Here is an 18,897-nt window from a genome sequence, read left to right on the forward strand (position 1 = left end):
AAGATAAAATTAAATCTAAAAATAAAAAGGGGGGCATAACATGCCAATTAAAAATTTATTTGAAAAATCAAGAAAAGAAAAAGAAAGAAAAGCAAAAAAAGAAACTGCAAAAAAAGTAGTTGTAGGCACAGCAATAGGTACAGCAGTAGGAGCTGTTTCAGGCTTACTATTTGCACCTAAATCAGGAAAGGAAACTAGAGAGGACATTGCAAGAAAAACTAAGGAAACAACAGATGCAGTAAAAGAAACAATAAAAGATTCTGCTCAAGTCTTAATGGAAAAAGGAGAAGAAATCGGAAAGAATATAAAGGATAAGATTGAAGAAGTAAAAAATAAAAAAGAAGACAATTGTTGTGAGTGCTGTGTAGAAGGATATAGCGAGGATGATTGCTGCGAAGATGAATGTTGTGAAGAAGAAAGCGATGAATAAGAAGAGGGTAATTGTGAAATAAAAAGGAGGAAAATAACTGACGTATAACGAATACCCAAGAGAGGAAGTACAATAGAAAACTAAATAGGGGGTAATGAACCATGGATGCGACAATTACTGTTAAGGAACTATTACTGGTAGTAGTCTCTTTAGTTGTCATAGGCTTTGGTATACATCTAATAGTAGTGCTAAGAAACTTAAATGGACTACTAAAGAAAGTAAATAAAATGGTAGATGAGAATGAAAAGTCCATAAAAGAGACAATTTCAAGTTTACCAGAAATAAGCGAGAATGTGAATACAATCAGTACAAGAGCAAAAGACATTATGGAAGAAATTGAACCTGTACTACCGGAAATAGTGGATAATGTTAACTCCATTACAGAGAATGTAAATGACGGTATGGAAATAGCCGTAAGCACAGTAGAGACTGTAGGTGAAAATATTAGCGATACAATAGAAGCAATAAGAGATAGCACAGTAGATGCTTCTACCTACATAAAGCTAATTGGAGAAGTCATTAAGGTAATAAAGCAGGCAATTTCAAGGGAAAAATAAATATAGAGGCCAGCAGACAATTAGTTTTTTCTGCTGGTCTTTAATTTTATGATGATTAGTTTAAAAATAGAGTATGGAAACTATAAAGCTATGAAGGCGGCTTTGAAAATCTCTTTATTATTGTAATCATAAATTTCTTATGATATAATTCATGTATCAAGCAAATGGGTGGTATGTTTTTATGAATATAGGCTGGAAAATATGGCTAACAAAAGATGGAAGCAAGATATATGGCAAGGGGCCAAAAGAGCTTTTGCAAAGAACAGAGAAAATGGGCTCACTTAGAAAAGCTGCTATGTCTATGAATATGTCATACAGCAAGGCCTGGAACCTTATTTCCAACTTGGAAAAATCCTTAGGCTTTAAAATACTTGATAAAACCATAGGAGGGGTAGATGGAGGAAGTTCTACTCTTACAGAAGAAGGCAAGGTACTGATGAGCAAATATGAAGACCTTGAAAAAAGAGTAGAAGAGGCTATTTTAAAAATTTTCGAAGAAACATTCTAATTTTTTCCCGCCGTTATACTGACAAAAGTACAACCCTTACATTAAAAATGCTAGATTTTACACAGTAAAATGATTATGAAAAAGAGGAGATGTATATTCATGAAGAAAGTAATAGCATTATTATTAATATTTACGTTAGCATTTGGACTATATGGATGTTCAAGTGATAAACCAGAAAACAATCCAGATAACAGTAAGCCAATTGAAAATGCTGATCAAGGTCAAAATGATAATCAAGACGAGAACAGCAATCCAGTGGAACTTACTATAAGTGCAGCTGCTAGCTTGACAGAGGCCTATGGTGAAATAAAAGAAGCATATGAAGCAGAAAAGGGAGTTAAATTGACTTTAAACTTTGGTGCATCAGGAACTCTTCAAAAACAAATAGAAGAAGGTGCAGAAGTAGACGTTTTTGTATCAGCAGGCAAGAAACAAATGGATGCTCTTGAAGAACAAGACTTGATAATAAAAGACACTAGAGAAAATATATATAGAAATGAATTAGCGCTTTTAGTTTCAGAGGAGTATAAGGACAAAATAAAATCCATAAATGATTTAGTAGGTACTGACTTAAAGCTTAGTATAGGTGTGCCAGAGACAGTTCCTGTAGGACAATATGCAAAAGATGCATTAGGATACTTAAAAATCTGGGATGGACTAGAAGCAAATATAGTATATGGTAAGGATGTAAGTCAAGTGCTTACATATGTAGAAAAAGGCGAAGTAGCAGCAGGTATAGTTTTTAGCTCTGACTCAGTAAGAGCTACACAAAGTTATTTAGCAGAGATTTTTCCAGAAGAAACTCATACACCAATTGTATATCCAGCAGCTGTAGTTGCATCTACTAAAGATAAAGAAGCTAGCTTAGAATTCTTACAATATTTAAGAACAGATAAAGCAAAAGAAATTCTAGAAAAATATGGGTTCAAAATATATACAGAATAGGTTGATAATATGATACTAAGTCCGATAATAATATCCATAAAGGTTGCGATAATATCTACAGTCATTACCCTGATAATAGGGGTATTACTGTCAAGGCTAACTACAAAATATGATTTCAAAGGCAAAGATATACTAGAAGTAATTCTCTTATTGCCAATGATATTACCTCCTTCCGTTGTTGGATACGGACTATTGATATTGATAGGGAAAAGAGGTATCATAGGAAGGTTTTTGTATGATACCTTTGGAATAAGACTTATTTTTACTTGGGTAGCAGCTTGTATAGCTGCTACCATAGTTTCCCTTCCTTTAATGTACCAAAGCTGTAAGAGTGCTTTTTTAAAAGTCGACTCTGATTTAGAGGCAGCAGCAATGTCACTAGGTGCTAACAAAATGAAAGCATTTTTCAAGGTAAGTCTTCCGCTTGCATCACCAGGCATATTAAGTGGAATAGTGTTGGCATTTGCCAGGTCTCTAGGTGAATTTGGAGCTACTCTCATGGTGGCAGGAAATATACCAGGAAAGACCCAGAACATACCATTAGCTATATATTTTGCCGTTGAAGTAGGAGATACTAGAACTGCAAATATACTACTGGGCATAGTTGTGTTATTTAGCTTTATTGTAGTCTATGGTGTGAATAAGTGGACAAAAAAATCATAGATTGACATATGTTTTTTTTTAAGCTATAATATAAATCTGTTGAGTATTATCTAAAACATTTGGAGAGATGGCCGAGTCTGGCTGAAGGCGCTCGCCTGGAAAGCGGGTAGACGGCTAAACCGTCTCGCGGGTTCGAATCCCGCTCTCTCCGCCAATATAAATTTTGTCGTGCTAGATGGGGAGGTAGCGGTGCCCTATAACCTGCAACCCGCTATAGCAGGATTGAATTCCCGGCCTAGGCCTCCTATTGTGAGGTCTGCCCTAGGAAAGTGATGTTGACGATTGGGTCCTGCGCAATGGAAATTCATGAACTCCGTCAGATCCGGAAGGAAGCAGCGGTAAGTGAACACTTCTGTGTGCCGCAGGGTTGCCTAATCCGAGTTAACTACTTAGGTAACGCTTGTAATAGTATGTCAAAGCTGGGTGCACGGCTAAAAAATGTAGACTATGGATTATCCATAGTCTACATTTTTTTGTGACTTAAATGCTAAAAAAAGAGGAAATTCGTATTAATTGTAGAATAGTTATAATTTGTGTAGGATTCTAATGCAAATAAGGTAAATAAAAAAATCAGCTATACTATATAGTTAATGTGAGAAATTAAAGCATTGTTTTACAAACCTAAATAATATAGGATAGTAGGTGACATCTATGTTTTTAAGCTCGTACAGAAAAAAATTAATAGGTTTGTTTACCCTAATAGCATTGGTTCCAATTATTTTATTTGCTGTTAGTGTGTATGCTAGAATCAATACCTACATAATTGAAGAAAATCTAAATGCAAAAACAAGCTTTGTTTCAAATGAAGCTGAGAAGCTTGATATATGGCTTATGGCTAATGCCGAAAAAGTAAATGACATATCTACTAATTATCCTTTCATAAAAGCTCTTATGAACGAAGAAGATGAAGCGAGGGTTAATGAATATCTTGCATCGCAGCTTACATCTTCTAAGGAAGTAGTTAATTTAAGAATAATTATGATGGATTCAAAAGAGTACTCTTCAAAAGAAACCAATCTTTCTGGAAATCCAAAGTTGAAGCCTGATTATTTAAATGCAGTAGCAGAGAAAAAGTTGATTTGGACTTTGCAAGATTATACTGATGATTATCCAAGTATTATCACAGCATCAGTTCCTTTTTTTGACAATAATGGGGAAGTGGAAGGCGTACTTTTAGTAGATTACAGTTTAGATGGAATATTAAATAAGATTAAAGAAGTTAAAAAAGAAGATAAATTCATTAATTTTGTTGTAACCAAACAAGGAAAAGTATTAGATGTGTTTGGAGAAGAAGAATTAAATCTAGGTACTAGCGAAGACTACGAAAAAAAAATATCTGCATTAGTGTCGAAGACAATATATTCTGATACTGGAAGGGGAAACATCTATCTTGATCGGAACTATTTAGCCTTTTACTCTACTGTTACTTCAATGGACTGGAAGATTGTATCCTTAATTCCTAGATATACTATATACGATAGCCTAGATGTATTAATTAAAAATGTTTTTCTTATAACAGCCATTAGTTTATTTTCAGTATTTGCACTTGCAATGTTGTTTTCAGGGATTTTCTCAGAGCCATTAGTAAAGCTGAAGAATGGTGCAATAGAAATACAAAATGGAAACTATGACTATAAGTTTGAAATAAGAAAAAAAGATGAATTTGGACAGGTAGCTCTAGCCTTCAATGACATGGCATCAAAGTTGAAAAAATCATATAAGGATTTAAACGATAATAATATCATGTTAGTGGATGCTAATGAACAACTGCAAGATATAAATATGGAATTAGAAGCTTCCTATGAACAGCTTAAAGCAACTAGCGACCAGCTAAATGAATCGGAGCAAAGATTTAGAGCCCTTTTAGGGAATATGGATGATTTAGTGTGGATTATGGATAGAAATCTTAATGTGATATTTGCCAATGATAGAGTTGAAGCTGTATTAAAGGTTAGAAAGGAACGTTTTGTAGGGAGAAATTTAAATGAATTAGTAAGCTATGTTGCTGGCGATGGAGAGATATTTTTAAGCGATATTTTTGAAATTGATTATAAAAATAGGGAAATACATGTGACCAATAGCTCTAAAAGCAGTACAATAGTGGAAGTGAACACAAAAAGAGTATATGAAAACAATAGACTCATAGCTATACATGGTGTCATAAGAGACATTACGGAAAGAAAGAAAATGGAAGAGAGCATAATTAAAAGAAATGAGGAGCTAGTAGTAATAAACAGAGTTAGCAAGGGCTTAACCACTGCAATGAATATAGACACTCTAATGCAAAGAGCAGTGGATGGTATCATCAGACTTATGAATATATCATTATGTACTATAAGATTACTGGAGGATGATAAACTGGTACTTAAAGCATTTTCAGGAGATTTGTCGGATTTAGTAAATGCAGGATCTATTCCAGTAGATGAGAATGGTATAGGAGAAGTAATTAGAACAGGAAAAATACAAATATTTGAACTAGCTAAGGATTATCATGAAAATATTTATGCAGAGAAATTAGTTAAATCAGGCAAGATAAATTACTTTAGTGTGCTTCCAATAAAAGCAAGAGGCAAGACTGCTGGGGTAATGATAGTAAGCAGTAAAGAAAAGCTTGATAAAGGAGAGTTTAGCGTTTTGGCTTCTATATCTAGTCAAATAGCTTTGATTACAGAAAATATAAGCCTTTATCAGGGATTAAAGAATAATTACATAAAGACTATAGAAACACTTGCAGCCGCAATTGAGGCAAAAGATGAGTATACAGAGGGACATTCAAATAGAGTTGCGAAATACGGTCTTGAAATCGCTAGGTATATGGGGATGCCTAAAAGGTTTTGTGAAGAGATTGAAGTAGCAGGCATACTCCATGACGTAGGAAAAATAGGAATAAAAGATGGGGTGCTTTCTAAACCAGGAAAACTAACAGATAAAGAATATGAAATGATTAGAAGACATCCAATGATAGGCAGCAAGATACTTGAAGGTGTAGGATTTTCAGATACTATAATGAATGCGATTAAATTCCATCACAAGAGATATGATTTAAAGGGATATCCTCAGGAAATTTATATTGAAGAACTTCCTTTAGAAGCTGCTATTATAGGAGTAGCGGATGCTTTTGATGCTATGACCACAAGCAGAGCATATAAAAGTGCAATTACTATAGAGGAGGCTATTGAAGAACTTATTAAAAATAAGGAGGCTCAATTCAATCCTTACATAGTAGACATAATGGTTGATATATATAAAAGAGACAAATCGATAATTGAGAAAATTATGCAAAGTGACATTATTACAGAAAGAACTAGTCTGGCTTAATAGCTGGACTTTTTTCTTTTATCATTACATTGTGGTATAAGGCAGAAAGATTTGATATAATATATTTACTATACACATGAAGGTGATAAAATGGCTTATCAAGCTTTATATAGGAAGTTTAGACCAAAAACCTTTGACGATGTCATGGGACAGGAGCATATAACTACAACATTAAAAAACCAAATAAAGAATAATAACATTGCTCATGCTTATTTATTTTCAGGCACTAGGGGAACAGGGAAGACTTCTACAGCAAAAGTATTTGCAAGGGCAGTCAATTGTACAAATAGCCATGATGGAAATCCATGTAATGAATGCGAAGCATGTAAGGGAATACTTGATGAAACTATAATGGATGTTATTGAGATGGATGCTGCTTCAAATACTAGTGTGGAGGACATTAGAGATCTTAGGGAAAGGGCAAAGTACCCTCCATCTAAATGCAAATACAAAGTATACATTATTGACGAGGTTCATATGATATCAAAGGGTGCTTCTAATGCCCTCTTAAAAATACTGGAGGAGCCTCCAAAGCATTTAATATTCATACTTGCTACAACAGAGCCGCAAAGACTCCCTGCTACTATTTTGTCTAGATGTCAAAGATTTGATTTTAAGAGAATAACCGTAAAAGATATAATCCAAAATATGCAGAATATATTAGACGAAATAGGTATAAAGGCAGATCCAAATGGATTAGGATTAATAGCTAGAAATTCAGATGGGGCAATGAGAGATGCGCTTAGCCTGCTAGATCAATGCCTTTCATTTTCAGAGAAAGAGATGACCTATGAATACATTCTATCCATACTTGGAGTAGTAAATAATGATATAATATATGAGATAACAGATTCTATAATCGAAAAAAATGCAGATAAGGCTCTTGAACTCATAGAGTATATAGTCCAAAATGGAAAAGATATTAATCAGTTCATTAAAGACTTAATACTTCATTTTAGAAACTTAATGGTAATAAAAGTGTCTGATAATATAGAAAATATACTCGATGAAACAGAAGAAATGATAGAAAGGCTAAAGAAACAGGCAGGAAGTATTGCTACAAATGGAATAATAAACATATTAAAAATACTTTCAGATGCAGAAACTCAGTGCAAATGGTCATCACAGCCTAGAATCGTACTAGAGGTCAGTATTATAAAAATGTTAAATGAATCCTCAGGCAGCGATTATGAAGATATAGTGGAGAGGATTAAGAAGCTGGAAGAAAAGCTTGAAAATAATGTTATTATAAAGGATACTGCTTCCAAAAAGCAATCAGTATCTAATAATTATATTAGAACTAAGGCTACAGAAAAAGCAGAAGAGGAAAAACAAGAAAACACCTCAAATGATGTTAAAGAAAGTAAGGATATTATTCGAACTGACATAGATATTAATAAAGTCAACGAGGAATGGAAGAATATATTAAAGGCAATAAAGTCTGAGAGAATTGGTCTACATGCCTTAATTATGGAAGGAAAGCCTTTGAGTTTTAAAAATGGTGTATTGATAATAGCTTTTGAAGATGGATTCAGATTTCATAAAGAAGCCATTGAAAAAAGTGAAAATAAAGAGCTTGTTCAACAAATTATAAATAGATGCTTAAATGCAAATATGGAAGTCAAATTTGCAATGACAGAGGATGTTGCAAAGGTTGATGAAGAAAAACAGGATAAGGAACAAGACAAAGAACTGATACAACAAGTTATCGATGTTTTTGGAGAAGAACTAGTAGAAATTGAAGAATAATAAGGAGGTTTTAATAATGGCAAGAGGTGGATTCCCAGGAATGGGGAATATGGGAAATATGATGAAACAGGTTCAAAAAATGCAGAAGCAAATGGCGGATTTACAAAAGGAATTAGATGAAAGGGAAGTAGAAGCGAGTGCTGGTGGTGGAGCTGTAACTGTAAAGGTTAATGGGAAAAAAACAGTATTAGAAGTAACTATAGACAAGGATGTAGTAGATCCAGATGATGTTGAGATGCTTCAGGACTTAATATTAGCTGCAACAAATGAAGCTTTAAGAAATGCAGAGGAAATGGTGAGTAAAGAAATGCAAAAGATAACTGGAGGAATGAATATACCAGGATTATTTTAGGAGTTTCAGTATATAATAAAGTAATAGAACAGAGGTGGGATTCAAATAATAAGGTGGAGCCTATTCTCCGCCTAGTCTTTCTATGTTTTTATTTACTTAAGCCAGCGTGATGGAAAGGATGATATAGGATGGAGTATTTTGCACCTCCTTTGGCAAGTCTTATTGAAGAATTCTCAAAGCTACCAGGCATAGGGAGAAAAACCGCTCAAAGACTTGCCTTTTATGTACTAAATATGAATACTAATGATGTAGATGAGCTTGCAAATGCAATAATGAATGCAAAGAGAAATATTAAATATTGCAGTGTATGCAGTAACCTCACAGATACAGATCCATGCTTTATTTGCAGCAATACTAAAAGAGACCAGACTACAATATGTGTAGTAGAAGATCCAAGAGATGTTATAGCAATAGAGAAAACCAAGGAATTTGATGGATTATACCATGTTCTCCATGGAAGCATTTCACCAATGGAGGGTATAGGCCCAGAGGATATAAAAATAAAAGAGCTTCTTAAAAGGATACAAGACCTAGATATAGCAGAGGTGATACTAGCTACAAATCCTACCATAGAAGGAGAAGCCACAGCAATGTATATATCAAAGCTTCTAAAGCCACTAGGCATAAAAACCACAAGAATAGCCCACGGAATACCAGTAGGCGGAGACCTAGAATATGCTGATGAAGTAACACTTTCAAAGGCATTAGAGGGGAGAAGGGAAATATAAGTTTTTAAATGATTTTGTGTATCTCAAATAAAATCCTATCATTATGCAAATTCATTTTAGAATGCAAATAAAGTTGTTGTAGGAAACATGGTTTATTAGGGTTAAGGAAAGCCCTGTAGGCCATGTTTTTTATTAGAAGTTTACGACGGATATAGAAAAAGGAGACAAGGCTAAAAGTCAGATAAATCAATGGATTGGAAGATTGAATGGATAAGAAAATGGAAGAATAAATGGACAAAATCTCCCCTTATCCCTAGTTCCTAAATCCTATTATTTCCTCAATTCTATAAGTACTTTATTTTCATTTTTTGCCCTGATTTTTAAGAAATATAAGTACTTTAGTGGTGCAGGTTCAAGGATTAAGGAATTAAATGGATAAATGGAAGAGAATAACAAGCCAGTAGTATCAAGGGCTTGAGGGGTGTTGGTGAGAGAACTTTATTTGAAAAAGAAGAGGAGTTTGTTTGATGAACACATAGTTAGGATTAAGGATTTAGGGGTAAGGAATATAGGAAATAAAAAAGACAGGATATAGGACTTAATTAGTTGTTATAAAAAGAAAATAAAGTAGTGGTATTTGAAGGGATAAGGAATCAGGGAAAGTATTGGAAATACAGGGTTTAGTTCAGATTTAAGGTTAAAGGAATATGGAGATTAAAGGAAATTTGTGAAAGGACTTTATTTACTTTTACTATACAACATAGGCCTTTTTTTCTGTTTCTAAAAATAATGTGGTGAAAAATTCTAGAAACAGAAAAGTCCTTGCATTGCAGAAAAGTAGTTACAAAAAGAAAATAAAGTTCTTAGATGGTGTTTTACCCACATTTCTTGATACAAGAATGGGGATAAAGTATATAAAATATAACGGGAATGTGGATAAAAGGGCAAATAAATTAGGACCTTATTTGCATTTCCTATAGAACATGCCCTATTTTTTCTGTAAGGAAAATTCTATCAAAATGAAAATAAAGTTGTATTATTTATATCAATATAGGAAACTGGTTGTGGAAGGGGTTAAGAGGGTATTAGAGGAATTGGTTAAAAAGTGGTAAGGTGTAAGGAAGTAGGTGCTTTTACAGGCTATATAGTGTAAAATAAAGGTATATGGTATGGTTTGGTAAAATATGAATATAACAATATTCTTAAGTTTTATCATAGCAGTAAAAAGATGTAACATATGAACGATATAAACAACTCAATAAATAGTAATTTGTTGATTAAAAATTAAAGGGGGATAATCATGAATAACAAGTATGATAAATGTGTGAATGAATGGAATAATATTTTTTCAAAGGAAATACCTAACGTTCCAACGAAGTCAACCTCTGGAAATGAAACCCTTGATAAAGGAATTAGGTGGATTTGTAATGGGACAGAGAAAATTCTCGATTTTGGATGTGGCAATGGCACTATGCTATTTTTATGTGCTATAAATGGAACAAAACTTAATATTGGAATTGATTTATCAGAAAAGGCAATTGAAGTTGCAGAAAAAAGAGCAGAGCAAATGACGCAAGGAGAATTTGATTTTAGTCAAGGCGGAATTGATAAATTAAAGAATATAGATGATTCAGAGGTTGATGCAGTGATTTTATCTAATATTATAGATAATTTGTATCCTGATGATGCAGAGGTTCTAATGAATGAAGTGGAGAGGGTTTTAAAAGAAAATGGTAAAGTTTTAGTTAAAGTGAATCCATACGTAACAACAGAACAAATATCAGAATGGAATATAAAGGTTGTAAAGGATAATTTACTTGATGATGGATTGATTTTATGGAATAATACAACAGATGAATGGATAAAGTTCTTTGAAAGAAAATTTGATATAAGACAATACGAAGAAATTTATTATCCCGAATATGAACAATATAATAGAATGTTTTGGCTTGTTAAGAGAATATAATGATGTATTGATTATGGTGTGGAACCATGCTCGATAAATTCTAATTTTTAGGGATGATATAACATAACTTTAGATTCAGTTCTGTCGTATTTTATTATGTGCACTAATTGTGGGGGCTATCATGTTTGAATATATTAGATTGAAAAGAATAATGTGCTACGGGACTTGCCCCGTTTATAGTGTAATAGTACATAACGAGGGCAATGTAATTTATAATGGGGAAATTATTATAAAGCGTAATGGAGGGATAACAAGTGCAAAAGTATTCTATACATTTTGAGATATCACAAGGACGTAAAACTAAGAATGGAATGCTAGTTCCAACTAATTATAATTTTGGGGACCATTACCATCTTATTTTTTAAAAAAATGTACTCATTTTAGAATTGACTGCTGGATTGATGAAGAAACAGCCATTGAAAGAGCAGAAGTTTTTGGAAGAATTCTTGATACAGGTATAGATAACATGAAAGTTTTCACTGGAGAAATTACAGAAGAATTTGTAATTGAATTAATACATAATCCTTTTGATGAGGAAGACAAGATAAAATGGTTTAGCATCTTTTTCATGGATGAGGATAAGTATGTTTTTTCAGCGGAACATTATGGTTGTGAATTTGCCGCTGAATGTTCGACTAAAAAAGAGGTTGAATGCATTCATTCAATTATACCAAAAGATTTTCATTTTGATGTGTACGATAGATAATTTTAAGAGTGATGAAGTAGATAAGATTAATACAATCACCAAAGACTTATAAATTATCTATTAAAGAATAAAGAAAAATCATGTAAGGATAAGAAGCCTGTTTATATATCTGAACAATACACCGAAAGTCCTAATGCTCAAATTCGTAAATTACATAATGATGAAATAGGAAATTACCTTAAAGAGCAAAAGCAGTTTGTAAAGCAATGAATATATAATGTTTATATTTTGCGCAACAGTGGGATTTTGTGAAGTAAAGGATATTGTATTTTAAGGGGTGTAAGATAAATGGAATTGATAGTACCATGTAAAAAATATTATTCATCTTATATTGATGCTATAAAAGAATTTTCTGAGTATAAAGTTGATACTTATCAATTTTTAGATGCATCAAAATATGACATCTTTGAAAAAATTGAGAATTTTAAAACAGGCAAAAATTTACCGCTTAATTATGTTAAAGCAACATATTTATGGCTAGTAGAAGATGATGAGTTTATCGGAGAAGTATCAATTCGTCATGAATTAACTGACTCTTTGTTATGTTTCGGTGGTAACATAGGATATGGTATTCGATATTCAAAATGGAATAAAGGATATGGCACAATTATGCTTTCTTTGGCCTTGAAGCATGCAAAAGAAGTTGTTGGCTTAAACAAGGTTTTAATTACATGTAATGATAATAATTTAGGTTCTGCCCGTGTTATCGAAAAAAATTTTGGATTATTGCAAGACAAAATTATAAATGTGATTGATGGTGTTGAGAGAATAACAAGAAGATATTGGATTGAAATTAATTAATATAGAGTAGCAAATGTAAAAAACAAATTTAGGTTGTGAATAATATTCTCAAAATATGTATTAAGAAAGGTTATATACATTTGCAGGGGGTGATAGTTTGGCTAAGCATGATTTTGGAATAATAGATTCTTTTGAAGAAAACAAATGGTCCAAGGCAAACAGTTGTTATCAATCGCAGGAACTTCAATTGCTTATTGAAAAGTTATCTAATGCAATTAGTGAGGATAAACACTTAATTCACTATGGAATATAGTGTTTTGTAAATAAGTATATGAATATGAAGGCTAATAGGGGGATTATCATGTTCGAATACATAAAATTGCAAAGAACAGTGTGCTATGGAACTTGCCCTGTTTATAGTGTAATAGTAGATAATGAGGGTAATGTAAGTTATCATGGAGAAATGTTTGTATATAAGAGCGGGGAGCATCATTGGAAGGTATCAAAGAAAAAGGTAGAAGGGGTAAGTTATTAGGATTTTTTAGAATGCTTTGGAGGATTAGCGGCCTTCCAAGGCATTTTTTCTTATTGATTGCACTAATTTTAAAATGGGCAACATTACCTGTAGGGCTAAAAAAATGCGTATAGGAAGGCTAGACGGAGGAATAAGGCATAAGGGGCTAAGGTACAAATTGAAACCTTAACCCTTGTTGTACCATTATTAGGAGTCACTAAAATCCGAATCATTACCTATCTCCAGTTTCAACCTTTTTATGTAACCATAAAGCATTTTGATAATCTCGGTTGTTTTATTATCCAGAATCTCATATTGTTCTTTTGAAATATAATTATTCTGCAAAGAAGTAAGAAGATGATTTCTTACTTCTCCTGCACTGCCAAGGGCAGCATTTGCATGGACCTTTTCTTTTTTAATAAATAACTGAGTATTTCCTTCTGCAAGATTTGCCCCTATACTCCTAACAGCCCGTACTAACTGGTCTGTAAGCCTATATTGCTCACAACTTGGAAATCCTTTAACCAATTCCCTTATATCCTGCTCAAGAACATTCGCCTTCTGCCATACTTTCAGGCTTTTAAAATCTTTTATATACAAATTTTCACTCATAGAATTCATCTTTTCAAATTGATTTTTAACATTATACGGAAGGGCAGGGATAAGTCAAATTTTAATGCTAGAATTTATGTAAAGAAATCACTAAGAAGGTATAAGGGTTAAGGCGTTGTAGTAAAAGTTAATATAGTGCATATACTTGTTCCTTAACCCAATAAACCTTCTCCCTAATATACCATAAACTAGTTTTTGTCGCTTAAAAACTTCTACGAATGCCGTAAATTAAAGGGCTTGAAGAGATTTACTAAATACATAATATATAAAAGGGATTTAGGTAAAAGGAAATAAGGAAAAAGTTAAAAAAGTAGAAATTAGATTTGACTTTGTGGAGAATGATTTATTATAAAATATATGTTTACGTTTATGAAGGCATTTTACAATGTTAATGAAATAACCTCCGTATTATTTTATTTTGTATGCTTACCTAGTTTGCTGGGTAAGCAATTTTTTTGCAGAAATACTTGAAATTATAAAAAATCATCGACTATAAAGAACTACGAGGAACTTAAATTTTATTTATGAATGGAGGAGTTGTTATGAGTAGCAACATTATGTTAATAGGATTAGATAACGGCAATAAATGCACAAAAAACCATGTAGGGTTTGTATGTGAGTCAGGATTTACAAAATCTGATGTTGAGCCGATTACAAAGAGCAATTTATTGGTTTACAAAGGTGATTTCTATACTATAGGGAGCAGTAGGCTAAGTGTTCAAACTGATAAAACTATAAATGATAATACTTTTATTCTATCCCTACCTGCAATTGCGGATGAAATTTATAAACAAGGAATCCAAGGTGAAATAAAGGGGTTTTTAGGTGTGGGCCTTCCTATCGTTCATTACGGTAAAATGAAACATAAATTCAGAGAATACTTTATAAGAGACAACATCAAGTTTAGTTTTAATGGAAGCGATTATGCGATTAATATTGTTGATTGTAGGGTATATCCCCAAGGTTATGCAGCCTTTATTAATATCTACAAAGACTATAAAAATGTATCAGCAGCAAACGTTATTGATATTGGTGGATATACTACAGATTTTTTCATAGTAGAAAACGGGATAATTAATACTGCATCCTGCTATTCGCTACCTAACGGTGTAATTACATTGTTTGGAAGTATACAGCAGGAATTATTAAAGATGAATATAAACCTAACAGAAAAGCAGATACAGGATATTATCTTAGGAAGAGAACCAGTTTTATTCGATGCAGATATCGGCAAAATGATAGAAATGAAAGCAGAGGAATATGTAGAGAACTTATTAACAAAGATTTTGGAGTACGGTTTTGAATTCAGGAACCCAACAATAATCGTTGGTGGTGGGGGTATGATGTTGAGGAAATATATAGAGTCATCGGACAAGATAAAATATATAGAAAACCTTGACCAGTTTGCTAATGCAAAGGGCTATAAAATCCTATTAGAGCAAGAATTAAGAAGGTGATTTTAATGGCAACAAAACGAATAAACCTTTCATTCTCTATGGATAGAGAGGAAGATGCTAAGGTATATAACATACTCTCTACACAGAGATATAAAACGGATTATGTAATAAAGGCAGTATTAAGTTATATAGGGGAAAGGGATAAGGATTTTGATAGGGAAACAGTAAAAGAGGTTGTAAAAGAAGCCCTGCGTGAATATGGTATAGACAGCAAGGATTTAAACAAAATAGAAAACAATCAAGAAAAACTTCCAGGAGAGATTTTCGATATGTTTAATACCTTGTAAGAGAAGAATTTTAAAATAGACTTGATATTTAAGATGTTTACTATGGAACGGCAGATTATTAAACTGCCGTTTTTCTATTTTTAAAAAGAGAACTATTACAAGCAAGGTTAAAATTGGTAACTTTAAAAGTCAGATATGTTATAATTATTTTAATATTAATTATTGAAAATAGGAGAGATAAATATGTTGAAAAAACTTTTTAGCATGTTTAGCAAAAAGAAAAAGAGAAATTTTCCAGAAAAGAATCAAAGTGAATTTTCCGAAGAAGTTGGTGCAATATCAATACAGAAAGTTGGCTCGACTCCAGACAAAATAGGTGATGAAGCCTTTATTATTGATTTTATAAGTATTAGAGAAAGCGGCGAAACCATTAAAAAAGCGGAAGTTATGTTTCCTGCTAACAACCAATACATAACAATAAATGGAGAAAAGACATACTTTGATGCATACTATGTTCGGGATGAAGGCATGAGCAGTGATAATCTCTATTATAGAATAGCAACACCAGATTTCAAGTTTTGGATTCTGCCTAAAGACTATAAAAAGTTTATGTCTATAGCAAATTATCGGCATGATATGCTTATCGAAAATAGAAGGAAGCGTGATGAATTTATTAAGGCAGATATTAATAATTCTTTTGAATACGACCCAATAGATGAAGACATATACAACTGCTTTATTGCAAATAAAACTGGAATGTGTGATGCTATAGGTACATGGGAACAATTTAGGAAAGTTGAAGAACAAATGGCAAAGATATGTGAAGAAAACAACGGGAAATATTTCAAGTCACAGGCTAAGACTGCTAAATTTGCTATTATATTTGATTATTCAAGAAGGACCTATTCCAATATTACTAGTCTAAGGGAAAAGGGATATAAAGTAACAACATTTGAAGCAACACTTGAGTCTTTTGGACTTTCAGATATGTGGAATATAAAAAGTATCAAAAAGATGGAAAATGAACATAAGAAATTTATGAATGAAAGGTATGGAGATTAAAGTACTTTTAAGAACTGGAATAAAAAGTATGGAACTATGAAGAACTAAGGTTTACAAATAATACGGTACATGATATCTTTAAATACAGGTATTTTAGTAAGTAGTTAATAAGCGGGCAAAATAGAGGAGATTATTGCTCTGTAGCAATTTATTTTCTCTGTTTTGTTTTTATATTAAAATATTTTGCATTTTAAGGGGCGAAACTCGATTTTAGAAACGTTACTCTTATATAGAGAAGTAATAAGAATGAATTATTAGAAATGCATCTTTTTGCGTCAGAAACGGAGCAATTTGATAGGTTTTATGCATTTTTATTAAGGAACAAGGGCTAGAAATGGTTTTAAGGGGAAAGAAGAAAAAAGGTGATTCTAAAACATAATTAGAATGGTGAAGAAGGGTTATGGGTTAAAGGGAGATAGGGAATTTAGAATGAGGAAATACATAATATGGCAGTAGTTACTGAAGGTATTAAAATTTCTTACCCATTATCTTATTAAAAATCTATATAAGAAAGGCTTCCCAGTTTTGTTACTGGAAAGCCTTGAAAGATAATTATTCAGATAAGTACTTATCCAAGGAATCAATCATTTGAATTATACTTGGATATTTTTCTTCAAACTGTTGTGGTTCTAGTTCTGACATTTTTTCAGAGAGTTTATTTAATAATTGCTTCAATTCACATAGTAAATCTTTTTCACTATCAAAGTTGTATTCGTAAACGGTTACTAGAATATCAAAGTAATAGTCCAGATTCTGGTATTGAATAGAGTCTTTACCCAACACTTTCTCGGCATTACTTAATAGGGTTTTAATTTCTGATTCAAGATGCTTATTTTTCATAAAACATCATCTCCTTTCCAAGTTTGAGGCATTATAGGAAAGGATAAATATAAAAGTCAACTATTTTTATTATAAATTAAGTTTTAAAAGGGCATATCTTCAGGTTCAATGAGAATAGGATTTGGATTTTCATCTACTAAAGTGGATGGTGTGTATTTTTCAGGGTAGAGATATTCATCAAGTTCAAATGGAATACCATTTATAATCTTACCCACTATGTCAATAATATCTTCTATTGTTGACTTTTCATCGATTTCCTAAATTGTATCCATATCAAACTTTATCAAACTTTTGCTTTAACCAATACAATTGTGCATCTGAAATATTCATAAAGTAGTATTCAGGATTTTGGGAAGAATCTGTTTCACATGATACTACTTCATTACGAAGAGGGGTAAAAGGCTCTATATTTTCTAGTTCAGTTTTGCTACTACTTGTATTGTCCTTAGAATTTTTCATTTCAGGTTCAGTGATAGATGCAATATCTTTTACCTGATTTAGTTCTTTTACATCTAAATCAGCGTTCTGGCCTAATTTTTTAAGGAGTTTAACCTTTACAATTTCATCTCCTATATCCCTGGGGTCTATAGAATATACTCCAGCATTAGTATAGAACAATTCGATAATTACTTCATTACATAAATAAGTATTAGAATGCAAAGATACTTAAAATAATTTAAAGGCCTAATTAAGAATAAAAAATAAATTCTTGAAAAGCCTCATATTCAACCCTTAATATGCCTTCAAAATAGGTAAGGAGGCATATAAGGCATGGATAATATAAAGGTGCTTAAAGTTGCGGGAGACAGCAATATCAATGCTGTTGTAGATGCAGCATTAGAAGAGATAAAGCAAAACTTGGCTGTAAATATCGATTGTATCGGCATGAAGGCCGGCTATCAGACGGTAAAAGTTTTAATTTCGTTTACGGAAAGGTTAGTTAAGATGGGCTACAAATTTTATATAAGACCTTTTTATGTAAAGGTGGACACAGTAACCCATGAAAATGATGCTGTCGCTAAGACAGCCATACGCTGGACTATAATTGCAAAAAAGAAATAGTATAGTTCTTGTAGTTACAATTAAGATGTGGTAACGTAAAGGCATATTGACGAAAGGGGCACACCTTTCTTATACTGCATCTAGAAGTATAAGGGGGTGTGCTTTTTTGTTATAAATTTGGGGTAGAAGATAAAAATAAAGGCACAAATAAATATCTGCTAATGGCATAGGGGTAGGTGGATGAAAGAATCAGTGTTAGATTCATAAGAATAGGTGTATATTGAAACAAAACTTATTTATCTTGACCTAAGAGCCAACTGACGCTTACATTTAATACTTGAGATAAGGCTACCAGTTCAATATCGGTTATAATCCTTTTCTTCTGTTCGAGTTTTGAAATACTTGCTCTATCCACATAAACTGCTAATGTCTCAAGTTTTACTGATAGTTCCTGCTGCGTCATATTATTTTTTAACCTTGCAATTTTAACTCTAGAGCCTGCAATATTGCGTTCTTCGGAATCTAATATTAATTTCATCAAACATACCACCTTTTGTTCTTTATTGGAACACTTGTATTT

Annotated in this window: 24 protein-coding genes, 1 tRNA gene and 1 other RNA gene; 21 read left to right on the forward strand and 5 right to left on the reverse strand. The window is 32.5% G+C overall.

Annotated features, from left to right (window positions below; translation table 11 throughout):
* Window positions 1–40: 40 nt before the first annotated feature.
* The 17 genes from QO263_RS03485 (at window position 41) to QO263_RS03565 (ending at window position 13,138) form a co-directional block, all read left to right on the forward strand.
* A complete protein-coding gene (locus QO263_RS03485; RefSeq protein WP_285626558.1) occupies window positions 41–430 on the forward strand; it encodes a YtxH domain-containing protein in 390 nt (129 codons plus the stop codon).
* A 101-nt stretch (window positions 431–531) separates the two neighbouring features.
* Complete coding sequence (locus QO263_RS03490) at window positions 532–987, forward strand: hypothetical protein (protein ID WP_285626560.1); 456 nt, start codon at window positions 532–534, stop codon at window positions 985–987.
* Between the two features lie 181 nt (window positions 988–1,168).
* Entirely contained in the window at window positions 1,169–1,495 is a 327-nt protein-coding gene (locus tag QO263_RS03495) for a winged helix-turn-helix domain-containing protein (protein WP_285626562.1), read from the forward strand.
* 99 nt (window positions 1,496–1,594) lie between these two features.
* On the forward strand, window positions 1,595–2,440 hold the full coding sequence (gene modA, locus QO263_RS03500) for a molybdate ABC transporter substrate-binding protein (protein WP_285626565.1): 846 nt from the start codon (window positions 1,595–1,597) through the stop codon (window positions 2,438–2,440).
* 9 nt (window positions 2,441–2,449) lie between these two features.
* A complete protein-coding gene (gene modB, locus QO263_RS03505) occupies window positions 2,450–3,103 on the forward strand; it encodes a molybdate ABC transporter permease subunit (RefSeq protein WP_285626567.1) in 654 nt (217 codons plus the stop codon).
* A gap of 61 nt (window positions 3,104–3,164) precedes the next feature.
* Window positions 3,165–3,257 (forward strand) — tRNA-Ser (locus QO263_RS03510).
* 12 nt (window positions 3,258–3,269) lie between these two features.
* Window positions 3,270–3,534: signal recognition particle sRNA large type (gene ffs / locus QO263_RS03515), an RNA gene on the forward strand.
* 220 nt (window positions 3,535–3,754) lie between these two features.
* Entirely contained in the window at window positions 3,755–6,421 is a 2,667-nt protein-coding gene (locus QO263_RS03520) for an HD domain-containing phosphohydrolase (RefSeq protein WP_285626569.1), read from the forward strand.
* A 90-nt stretch (window positions 6,422–6,511) separates the two neighbouring features.
* Window positions 6,512–8,170, forward strand: a complete 1,659-nt coding sequence (dnaX, locus tag QO263_RS03525; protein ID WP_285626572.1) for a DNA polymerase III subunit gamma/tau — start codon at window positions 6,512–6,514, stop codon at window positions 8,168–8,170.
* 16 nt (window positions 8,171–8,186) lie between these two features.
* The gene (locus tag QO263_RS03530; protein WP_285626575.1) at window positions 8,187–8,522 is read left to right on the forward strand and encodes a YbaB/EbfC family nucleoid-associated protein; all 336 of its coding nucleotides are present in this window, start codon (window positions 8,187–8,189) and stop codon (window positions 8,520–8,522) included.
* Window positions 8,523–8,650: 128 nt separating this feature from the next.
* The gene (recR, locus tag QO263_RS03535; RefSeq protein WP_285626578.1) at window positions 8,651–9,250 is read left to right on the forward strand and encodes a recombination mediator RecR; all 600 of its coding nucleotides are present in this window, start codon (window positions 8,651–8,653) and stop codon (window positions 9,248–9,250) included.
* 1,240 nt (window positions 9,251–10,490) lie between these two features.
* Window positions 10,491–11,156, forward strand: a complete 666-nt coding sequence (locus tag QO263_RS03540; protein ID WP_236915962.1) for a class I SAM-dependent methyltransferase — start codon at window positions 10,491–10,493, stop codon at window positions 11,154–11,156.
* 121 nt (window positions 11,157–11,277) lie between these two features.
* Window positions 11,278–11,436, forward strand: coding sequence for a DUF6438 domain-containing protein (locus tag QO263_RS03545; protein WP_272879144.1), 159 nt, complete (start codon window positions 11,278–11,280; stop codon window positions 11,434–11,436).
* Between the two features lie 186 nt (window positions 11,437–11,622).
* Window positions 11,623–11,862: a hypothetical protein gene (locus QO263_RS03550; RefSeq protein ID WP_236915961.1), complete on the forward strand. Its 240-nt coding sequence runs from the start codon at window positions 11,623–11,625 to the stop codon at window positions 11,860–11,862.
* A 288-nt stretch (window positions 11,863–12,150) separates the two neighbouring features.
* Entirely contained in the window at window positions 12,151–12,663 is a 513-nt protein-coding gene (locus QO263_RS03555) for a GNAT family N-acetyltransferase (RefSeq protein ID WP_236915960.1), read from the forward strand.
* A gap of 97 nt (window positions 12,664–12,760) precedes the next feature.
* Window positions 12,761–12,916 (forward strand): hypothetical protein, encoded by a 156-nt coding sequence (locus QO263_RS03560; protein WP_236915959.1) that lies wholly within the window; start codon window positions 12,761–12,763, stop codon window positions 12,914–12,916.
* A 48-nt stretch (window positions 12,917–12,964) separates the two neighbouring features.
* Window positions 12,965–13,138: a DUF6438 domain-containing protein gene (locus tag QO263_RS03565; RefSeq protein WP_236915958.1), complete on the forward strand. Its 174-nt coding sequence runs from the start codon at window positions 12,965–12,967 to the stop codon at window positions 13,136–13,138.
* A 186-nt stretch (window positions 13,139–13,324) separates the two neighbouring features.
* Here QO263_RS03565 and QO263_RS03570 read toward each other — a convergent pair whose 3' ends face one another.
* Complete coding sequence (locus QO263_RS03570; protein WP_236915957.1) at window positions 13,325–13,729, reverse strand: four helix bundle protein; 405 nt, start codon at window positions 13,727–13,729, stop codon at window positions 13,325–13,327.
* A 542-nt stretch (window positions 13,730–14,271) separates the two neighbouring features.
* On the opposite strand from QO263_RS03570, the gene QO263_RS03575 reads away from it, so the two are divergent.
* From QO263_RS03575 to QO263_RS03585, 3 genes are all read left to right on the forward strand, one after another.
* Window positions 14,272–15,186, forward strand: coding sequence for a ParM/StbA family protein (locus QO263_RS03575; protein ID WP_236915956.1), 915 nt, complete (start codon window positions 14,272–14,274; stop codon window positions 15,184–15,186).
* A gap of 5 nt (window positions 15,187–15,191) precedes the next feature.
* A complete protein-coding gene (locus QO263_RS03580) occupies window positions 15,192–15,473 on the forward strand; it encodes a hypothetical protein (RefSeq protein WP_236915955.1) in 282 nt (93 codons plus the stop codon).
* A gap of 183 nt (window positions 15,474–15,656) precedes the next feature.
* Window positions 15,657–16,475 (forward strand): hypothetical protein, encoded by an 819-nt coding sequence (locus QO263_RS03585; RefSeq protein ID WP_236915954.1) that lies wholly within the window; start codon window positions 15,657–15,659, stop codon window positions 16,473–16,475.
* A 552-nt stretch (window positions 16,476–17,027) separates the two neighbouring features.
* Here QO263_RS03585 and QO263_RS03590 read toward each other — a convergent pair.
* The 3 genes from QO263_RS03590 to QO263_RS03600 all read right to left on the reverse strand — a co-directional run bounded on the left by QO263_RS03590 (window position 17,028) and on the right by QO263_RS03600 (window position 17,933).
* Window positions 17,028–17,315, reverse strand: a complete 288-nt coding sequence (locus QO263_RS03590) for a hypothetical protein (RefSeq protein WP_236915953.1) — start codon at window positions 17,313–17,315, stop codon at window positions 17,028–17,030.
* A gap of 83 nt (window positions 17,316–17,398) precedes the next feature.
* Entirely contained in the window at window positions 17,399–17,530 is a 132-nt protein-coding gene (locus tag QO263_RS03595; RefSeq protein ID WP_272879143.1) for a hypothetical protein, read from the reverse strand.
* 58 nt (window positions 17,531–17,588) lie between these two features.
* On the reverse strand, window positions 17,589–17,933 hold the full coding sequence (locus QO263_RS03600) for a hypothetical protein (RefSeq protein ID WP_236915952.1): 345 nt from the start codon (window positions 17,931–17,933) through the stop codon (window positions 17,589–17,591).
* Window positions 17,934–18,086: 153 nt separating this feature from the next.
* Between QO263_RS03600 and QO263_RS03605 the strand changes: the two genes are divergently transcribed.
* On the forward strand, window positions 18,087–18,377 hold the full coding sequence (locus tag QO263_RS03605; RefSeq protein ID WP_236915951.1) for a stage V sporulation protein S: 291 nt from the start codon (window positions 18,087–18,089) through the stop codon (window positions 18,375–18,377).
* A gap of 232 nt (window positions 18,378–18,609) precedes the next feature.
* Here the strand turns inward: QO263_RS03605 and QO263_RS03610 are convergent, their stop codons facing one another.
* Window positions 18,610–18,855 (reverse strand): helix-turn-helix domain-containing protein, encoded by a 246-nt coding sequence (locus tag QO263_RS03610; RefSeq protein ID WP_052221636.1) that lies wholly within the window; start codon window positions 18,853–18,855, stop codon window positions 18,610–18,612.
* Window positions 18,856–18,897: the final 42 nt, after the last annotated feature.

It is taken from the genome of Proteiniborus sp. MB09-C3, assembly GCF_030263895.1.
Classification (GTDB): domain Bacteria; phylum Bacillota; class Clostridia; order Tissierellales; family Proteiniboraceae; genus Proteiniborus.

Bases quoted from the DNA above. Each gene is read 5' to 3' on its own strand.
- QO263_RS03485 (WP_285626558.1), top strand. From the start codon at position 41: ATGCCAATTAAAAATTTATTTGAAAAATCAAGAAAAGAAAAAGAAAGA.
- QO263_RS03490 (WP_285626560.1), top strand. From the start codon at position 532: ATGGATGCGACAATTACTGTTAAGGAACTATTACTGGTAGTAGTCTCT.
- QO263_RS03495 (WP_285626562.1), top strand. From the start codon at position 1,169: ATGAATATAGGCTGGAAAATATGGCTAACAAAAGATGGAAGCAAGATA.
- modA (WP_285626565.1), top strand. From the start codon at position 1,595: ATGAAGAAAGTAATAGCATTATTATTAATATTTACGTTAGCATTTGGA.
- modB (WP_285626567.1), top strand. From the start codon at position 2,450: ATGATACTAAGTCCGATAATAATATCCATAAAGGTTGCGATAATATCT.
- QO263_RS03520 (WP_285626569.1), top strand. From the start codon at position 3,755: ATGTTTTTAAGCTCGTACAGAAAAAAATTAATAGGTTTGTTTACCCTA.
- dnaX (WP_285626572.1), top strand. From the start codon at position 6,512: ATGGCTTATCAAGCTTTATATAGGAAGTTTAGACCAAAAACCTTTGAC.
- QO263_RS03530 (WP_285626575.1), top strand. From the start codon at position 8,187: ATGGCAAGAGGTGGATTCCCAGGAATGGGGAATATGGGAAATATGATG.
- recR (WP_285626578.1), top strand. From the start codon at position 8,651: ATGGAGTATTTTGCACCTCCTTTGGCAAGTCTTATTGAAGAATTCTCA.
- QO263_RS03540 (WP_236915962.1), top strand. From the start codon at position 10,491: ATGAATAACAAGTATGATAAATGTGTGAATGAATGGAATAATATTTTT.
- QO263_RS03545 (WP_272879144.1), top strand. From the start codon at position 11,278: ATGTTTGAATATATTAGATTGAAAAGAATAATGTGCTACGGGACTTGC.
- QO263_RS03550 (WP_236915961.1), top strand. From the start codon at position 11,623: ATGAAAGTTTTCACTGGAGAAATTACAGAAGAATTTGTAATTGAATTA.
- QO263_RS03555 (WP_236915960.1), top strand. From the start codon at position 12,151: ATGGAATTGATAGTACCATGTAAAAAATATTATTCATCTTATATTGAT.
- QO263_RS03565 (WP_236915958.1), top strand. From the start codon at position 12,965: ATGTTCGAATACATAAAATTGCAAAGAACAGTGTGCTATGGAACTTGC.
- QO263_RS03570 (WP_236915957.1), bottom strand. From the start codon at position 13,729: ATGAGTGAAAATTTGTATATAAAAGATTTTAAAAGCCTGAAAGTATGG.
- QO263_RS03575 (WP_236915956.1), top strand. From the start codon at position 14,272: ATGAGTAGCAACATTATGTTAATAGGATTAGATAACGGCAATAAATGC.
- QO263_RS03580 (WP_236915955.1), top strand. From the start codon at position 15,192: ATGGCAACAAAACGAATAAACCTTTCATTCTCTATGGATAGAGAGGAA.
- QO263_RS03585 (WP_236915954.1), top strand. From the start codon at position 15,657: ATGTTGAAAAAACTTTTTAGCATGTTTAGCAAAAAGAAAAAGAGAAAT.
- QO263_RS03590 (WP_236915953.1), bottom strand. From the start codon at position 17,315: ATGAAAAATAAGCATCTTGAATCAGAAATTAAAACCCTATTAAGTAAT.
- QO263_RS03605 (WP_236915951.1), top strand. From the start codon at position 18,087: ATGGATAATATAAAGGTGCTTAAAGTTGCGGGAGACAGCAATATCAAT.
- QO263_RS03610 (WP_052221636.1), bottom strand. From the start codon at position 18,855: ATGAAATTAATATTAGATTCCGAAGAACGCAATATTGCAGGCTCTAGA.